Annotated in this window: 4 protein-coding genes and 2 pseudogenes; all 6 read right to left on the minus strand. The window is 63.9% G+C overall.

Annotated features, from left to right (window positions below; all coding sequences use genetic code 11):
* Positions 1–55 precede the first annotated feature (55 nt).
* Positions 56–1895 (minus strand): annotated as a pseudogene (locus tag ACFE99_RS21360) (CheR family methyltransferase).
* An 83-nt stretch (positions 1896–1978) separates the two neighbouring features.
* The gene (locus ACFE99_RS21365; RefSeq protein WP_375488398.1) at positions 1979–2725 is read right to left on the minus strand and encodes an STAS domain-containing protein; all 747 of its coding nucleotides are present in this window, start codon (positions 2723–2725) and stop codon (positions 1979–1981) included.
* 4 nt (positions 2726–2729) lie between these two features.
* Positions 2730–3734 (minus strand): chemotaxis protein CheB, encoded by a 1005-nt coding sequence (locus tag ACFE99_RS21370; protein ID WP_375488399.1) that lies wholly within the window; start codon positions 3732–3734, stop codon positions 2730–2732.
* Positions 3735–3849: 115 nt separating this feature from the next.
* On the minus strand, positions 3850–5106 hold the full coding sequence (locus tag ACFE99_RS21375; protein ID WP_375488400.1) for a DUF4873 domain-containing protein: 1257 nt from the start codon (positions 5104–5106) through the stop codon (positions 3850–3852).
* On the minus strand, positions 5103–6005 hold the full coding sequence (locus ACFE99_RS21380) for a diiron oxygenase (RefSeq protein ID WP_375488401.1): 903 nt from the start codon (positions 6003–6005) through the stop codon (positions 5103–5105). Before ACFE99_RS21380 ends, ACFE99_RS21375 begins: the two co-directional genes overlap by 4 nt.
* An 82-nt stretch (positions 6006–6087) precedes the next feature.
* A pseudogene (locus ACFE99_RS21385) lies at positions 6088–6299 on the minus strand (cytochrome ubiquinol oxidase subunit I); the annotation flags it as partial.

The following is a 6299-nucleotide window of genomic DNA, read 5'->3' on the forward strand; positions in this document are numbered from 1 at the left end:
GCTGCCGACGACGAATCCAAGAAGGCTATCGGTTAGCCGGATTCCGTGACGAAAGTCAAGGCTGGGCCTCCATCAGCAGTAGCGCGCCGTCAACGATCCCGTCGGCAGATTGAAACCCCGTGCACATCGCTCGAATCCGGATGGGCCGGCCTCGCCGGTTGACGGCGTCGACGAGACACTCGCCCGGATTCTGCGGATCCACGAACGCATTGCCGATCAACGGCCGCACAGTCTCCATCGGCAGCCCGATGTCGAGGGCGGTAAGCACATCCCCCGCCGTCTCATCGGCGCGCAGTCCCCATAATCCCTCGCACCTGCGGTTCCACACCACCACCCGCATCTCGCGATCGACTACCACCAAGCCGAGATGCACGGAGTTGACAAGTGATTCGAGAAATGTCCGGGTGGCTTCGAGTTCGGCGCTGCGGTCGTGCAGCGTGTCGTTGATGGTGTGCAGCTCGTCGTTGGTGGACTGCAGTTCCTGGTTCATGGTCTCAAGTTCTTCGTTGGTGGACTGCAGTTCCTCGTTGGTTGTCTCAAGCTCCTCCACGGTGGACTGCAGTTCTTCGTTGGTCGTCTCGAGTTCTTCATTGGTGGACTGGAGCTCTTCATAAGCCGCCTCGGCTTGGCGGTTGGTGTGCATCAGCTTGTCCAACAGCGCCCTTGTCGCGGTGACGTCGAAAAACACGATCGATACGCCCAGTAGCCCGTTTTCGGCGTCGACGAGCGGATTGACGTGGACTTCCAACCACGCCGTTTCCGATCCGGGTCGCTGCCACTGACGTCCTGGATCCGAGCGGATCGGCGCTCTACCTTGGCCTGTTCCAAGTAGGCACGCAACTCGACCGGCCGATAGGAGACTTCCAGGTCGCGCAGCAGCCGACCGATGTCGCGTCCCGAAAGCCCGAAGAGCATCTCGGCCTGCTGGTTGACCATCGCGACGGTGTCCTCCCCGGTCACTACGATCTGGGCGACCGGGCTGGTACGAAACGCCATCTCCCGCAAGGGGTCTAGCGTCGGCAGGTCGCCAAGCCGGTCGTACATCGACATGGCCGGGTCATAGCGGTCGAAGCCTGCGCGCGATGCGCCGGCCTTGCGGAAGATGCGGTGTTTGAGGTTCACCGGGGTGAACCGATCGCTGTGGTTCAGCAACATCTCGGCGTGGCCGAGAAACAGCGTGCCCTGGGGGCCAGGGCAAAATGCAGCCGTGCCAAGACAGTTCGCTGGGTTTCCGCGATCAGGTACATCAGGGTGTTGCGGCAGGCCAGCAGATCCACCCGCGATATCGGTGCATCCTTGACTATGTCGTTCCGGCCGAAGATGACTGCGCGACGTAGGTCCTTGTCGAACACGTAGCGGCCGTCAACGCATTCGAAGTACCGGTCCCGCAATTTCTCCGGCACCGACTCTACGGCCTTGGCATCGTAGGTGGCGGATCGCGCCTGGGTAAGAGCCTCTTCGTCGATGTCGGTGGCATAGATCTTCACCCGCTGGCGGAACGCATCTGGGCCAAGCGCCTCGGCGAGCAGCATGGCCAGACTGTATGCCTCCTGACCGGATGCGCATCCGGCGCTCCAGACCCGGATTGGGTCGTCGGGACTGCGCTCAGCGAGCATCCTGGGAATGACGCCGGTGCTGATGAAATCCCATGCTTCGGGGTCGCGGAAGAAGTCGGTGACGTTAATCAAGATGGTGTTGAACAGTGCCGCGAACTCGTCCGGATTGGCCTGCAACACGTCGAGATACTGCTCGAAGGTAGTGTACCCGCCCTGATCCATCCGGTGCCGCACTCGCCGCATCAGCGTGGTGCGCTTGTACCCGGTGAAATCGAATCCCCTCGAGTCCCGCATGTAGTTGAGCAGCGCTTCGAAGGATTCGTCCTTATTCTCGTCCATTTCGTCCCGTTCCGCCCGCAGCGCGTCGCGAGACTGAACATTACCCGGCTCTGGAGTAGCGGGCCCGTCCTTCCCGGGACTGGTCAAAGCTGGTTTTCCGGTCCGATCACGGCCCACACCGTCTTGCCGGACGGCGTCGGTGTGTTGCCCCAGGCGCGACACAATGCGCTCACGATCTCTAGGCCGGACACCTGGCGCCGGCTGCCGATCACAGCCTCGCGACGTTCCGCGGGACCTGAACTGCCGTCTTGCACCGCAACCGTGACGGTTTTGCCGTCGGTTTCCAATACCAGGACCGGCGTGCTGGCAGTGTGCATAAGCACGTTTTCGACGAACACGTTGACAATTACCGTCGCCACCGAGATCAGCTGGCTCTGGGACCAGTTTGTCAGCGACTCCGCTACCAGTGCCCGCGCGCGGGCGAGACTTTTAAGCGAGCCCGGCAGCTCCGCGCAGACCCGCAGTCGGTTAGCTAACCGGCCGTTGGCGACCGCATGCAAGGCCGACTCGATTGTCGGGTGCACCGGCACATACCGCGCGATACCGTTACGCGCGATGATCGCCCGCCGGTCGGGGTAAACGCAGACCAGCACGATCGGGACACCGGGCCAGGTGCAGACGTGCCAATGCGCGCTGGTAAACACGGCCCACGCCGATGGCGCCGGCACCGCGAGGGCATCGACGTCGATGATGACGGCACGCGGTTCGTCTAGCGCCGCCTTGATGATGGCGTCGCGAAGCCACAGGTACGTGGTGCTGTCGAGCACGCCGTCGGCGGTGAGCAGACACGTTGTGTTGACGGTCTGTGCGGAAACCGCCAAGTGGCTCATCGGCCTAGCCGCCGGGATCACCTGGTTGGGGCTGCAGCCCCGTCAGCCGTTCGCTGAGCACCGTCATTGCGTTTTCGGCCTCCTCGGCGAGCGCGTTATACCGCTCGCTCATCATCCCGCGGCTGACTTGGCCTGCCAGCCGGCGCGACAGCTTGGCTTTCTCCTGCAGGCTGCGCAGCGCAGCCCAGAGGGCGTTCTCGAACTCCTCGTCGCGCGCCCGCAGCAGCGCGGTGGCCGTCCAGGCATGCCCGACGCGACAGCGGTAATTGCCATCGCTGATCGCGATCAGCGATCCATTGCAGTCGGGGCAGGTGTAACCGGACGGCGGGCCCAGCCGCTTGGTGTCGAATTCGGTCGAAAACCGTCGCGCCATGGCGATTCGGTTTTCCAGCTCCATGCGCGGGTCGGGTTGCATTTCACGTTCCTCGAGTACTCGATCGGCCAGCTGCTTGAGCAAGCGGCCCATGTCAGCCGCAGGCGTCTCGTGGTCGACAACGCCCGCATCGATCGCGTTGAGCGGCATGGCCGCGAACAACGCATCCGAACGTGATTGGGCCATTGTGGTGCCCCCGCGCGACCGGATCGCCGCCAGGCCCAGCACGCCGTCGTCGAGCACGCCGGACAGCAATACTCCTACCGCGTACTGACCGTAGGCCAGCGCGACCGACCGAAACAGCGCGTTGATGGCCGGCCGGTGACCGTTTTCGGTTGGTCCACCCGACAGCATGATCCGGCGGTCATAGACGAGAAGATGCTGGTTGGGGATAGCCACGTAGATGGTGCCCGCTTCAATGGGCACGCCGTGGCTGGCCGGTACCGCCGGAAGGGGGCCATTGCGGTCGATGATGCGGGGGAGCACGCTCGGCGCTGCGGCCGGCATATGCAGGACCACCAGCAGCCCATACGGCAGGTCGGGGGATAGGCCACTGGCGAACTGGGTAAGCGCTTCGACCCCACCAGCCGAGGCGCCAACCACAACGACGTCGGACGCACCGTTTCCTAGAGTCATGTGCGGGCCACCGCTGGGGGAGTACCCACGAGAGTGGTGGCCAACCCATGCTCGCGGCCTATCGGGTTTCGTAGAGCCCAACAGAGCTGGAGGTCAACGAGTCGGCGCCCAACGGTTATAGCTGTGTCACCACGACTTCGACGCCGTCCAGCGCGAACGGCGGTGGGCCAACGCCGACGATCGTGTGGGTGCCTTGGGGTGTTTCTTCGGTGATGCGCGCAGGCGCGCTGCGCTCACCTACAGCCAGCGCCACCGCTCGCGACTGCTTGAGCACTCCAGCCGGCAGAGTGTCGAAAATCGTTCCCTGCCAATGGTATTGCCCGCCAATCGGGTCGATGTAGCCGGTCAGCCGGACCCGCACCCGCCGGTGAGTGTCGGCGATGCTCAGCATCGCCGGCCCGTCGTAGGTCGCGTCCTCGACGCCGGTGCTCGACGACAGGTCAAATGCCGACGCCACTCGATGCCTCGTCGGGCGCCGCACGTGCACGCGCTCGTTGAACACCTGTTGACTACTGTGGCGCACCTCGATGCGGGTGCCGGCTTTGAATGTCATACACTTGACGCATCGGGTGATGTAACGCACCTGTGCTTCGTAATCGGCCCCGGCGATCAAGAAGTAGTTGGGGAACCCGTGCACAGCGATACCGAGGTAGGGCTCCATGCCGTCCTGCCAGGCCCGCCGGAACGTCACTCCCCGCGCGCCGACGAGCGTGTCGTCGCTAACCTCATCGGCGATCGCCAATCCGGTGCCGTAGATGATCGCATCTACGTCATGGTGGGCACCGTCGCACGTGCGGATGCCGCGGGCGGTCACGGTCTCGATGGGCGAGCGCATCAGTTCGGGCTGTCGATGGCTACGGGCCTGCTGCATTGGCCATGCCTGGCGACGCATCCAGCGCCTGCGGCGGGCCAAGGGGCCATGTAGCACCGGGACGAACCGGCGCGGTGGATACGCGAACACTTTGACTGACGCGGCCAGCGCTACCAACTGGTCGACGGATCGGCCGGCGCTGCTGTCGGCGCCGACGAGCGCGACGCGTTTGCCGGCCGGCTCGAAATCGCGCTGCCATGCCGCTGAGTGAAACGACACGCCTCGAAAGTCAGTCTGCGCGAGCTTGTTTGGAATCCATGGAACGAACAGCAGCGGGTTGGTGGCGATGACGACCCGGCCGCGAGACATATCGCCGCCGCGGGTTTGCAGCACCCACGTGTCGGTGTCGTCGTCGAATACCGAGCTAACGACTTTCTCTTCCAACATGATGCCGGTGATCCCGGCCTCGGTTAGCGCTGTCCGGGAGCACGCCGCGGCCGCTCCGGCGCCGACGATGACGACGTCGTGGCGCGGCTCAGCGGTATCGAGCGTGTGCGTCACAGAAACCCGCTGCGCCTCCACTGCCGGCGCGCGATCGGCCCCATCAAGCCGACCTCGGTCAAAAACGACGCCAACGGCGCAAATCCGCTCACCTGAACCTCATGCCGGTGGGCGCTGGTGAGCACGCTTCGTCGCGCCTCGCGCACATCCAGACCCGCGCGGGCATACGGGATCGGATTGCTGAACAGGTAGCGGAAGAACAGCCCACCGAGACCGTTGATGTTGGCGAAGAACCATCTGTTGATCCGCGGCATGTCGGCCGCCCGCTTGCGCAGGCCGTCGCGCGCGAACTGGATGTGGCGAGCCTCTTCGGTGACGTGAATGCGCATCAGCCGCTGCACCATTGGTTGCAACTCAGGGTCGTCCATCATCTGCCGCTGCAGAGAGTCAAAGATCTCCTCGCCGATCAACGCGGCCACCCACAGCATCGCGCCGCGAAACGCCAACGGCAGGGCATTGATGATGATCCGGTGATACAGCCGCGGACGCACCGGCTTGGCTCCGACCCGCTCGATGGCCTTGCCGAACATCACCATGTGACGGGTTTCGTCACCCAGCTCGGTCAGCGCGTAATGCGATTCCCGGGCCGTCGGATCCTCGTGCATGAGCCTGCGCAGCAGGGCCTGGTTGAGGATGTTCTCGAACCAGATACCGGCCGACAGTGTGTTGACGAACTCTTGGCGCGACAGTTCGATTCGTTGCGCGCGAGACATCTGGTTCCACATCGGGGTGCCGTACAACGACACGACCTTGGGCGGCAGGTAGAACTTGTCCTGGTCGAGCGGCGCGTCCCAGTCGATGTCGACGATCGGCGCGTAGGACTTCTTCACCGCCCCCTTCAGCAAGCGCTCCGAGAACTCCTCGCGAGTGGGCCCGGTGGGCTTCACCGGAGTGGTCATGACGCCGCTCCTTCGTCGATATCGTTCTCTCGACGGTAGGAATCATCCACCCAAGATGTCAATACCCTTGGTACCGGATACCTCAGGTTCCGGCTGGCTGCTGGCGGGCCTTGTGCGCTCGTCCTATATGTTCTTCGTCGCGCAGGCGTTCCACCATGTGCGGATAGTGCAATTCGAAGGCCGGGCGGTTCGACCGAATCCTCGGCAGTTCGGTGAAGTTGTGCCGCGGCGGCGGGCAACTGGTGGCCCACTCCAGCGAGTTGCCGTAGCCCCACGGGTCGTCGACCGTGACCG

The sequence above is a fragment of the uncultured Mycobacterium sp. genome, from assembly GCF_964249325.1.
GTDB lineage: Bacteria > Actinomycetota > Actinomycetes > Mycobacteriales > Mycobacteriaceae > Mycobacterium.

Coding starts and splice junctions, on each gene's coding strand:
- ACFE99_RS21365 (WP_375488398.1), bottom strand. CDS start 2,725: ATGAGCCACTTGGCGGTTTCCGCACAGACCGTCAACACAACGTGTCTG.
- ACFE99_RS21370 (WP_375488399.1), bottom strand. CDS start 3,734: ATGACTCTAGGAAACGGTGCGTCCGACGTCGTTGTGGTTGGCGCCTCG.
- ACFE99_RS21380 (WP_375488401.1), bottom strand. CDS start 6,005: ATGACCACTCCGGTGAAGCCCACCGGGCCCACTCGCGAGGAGTTCTCG.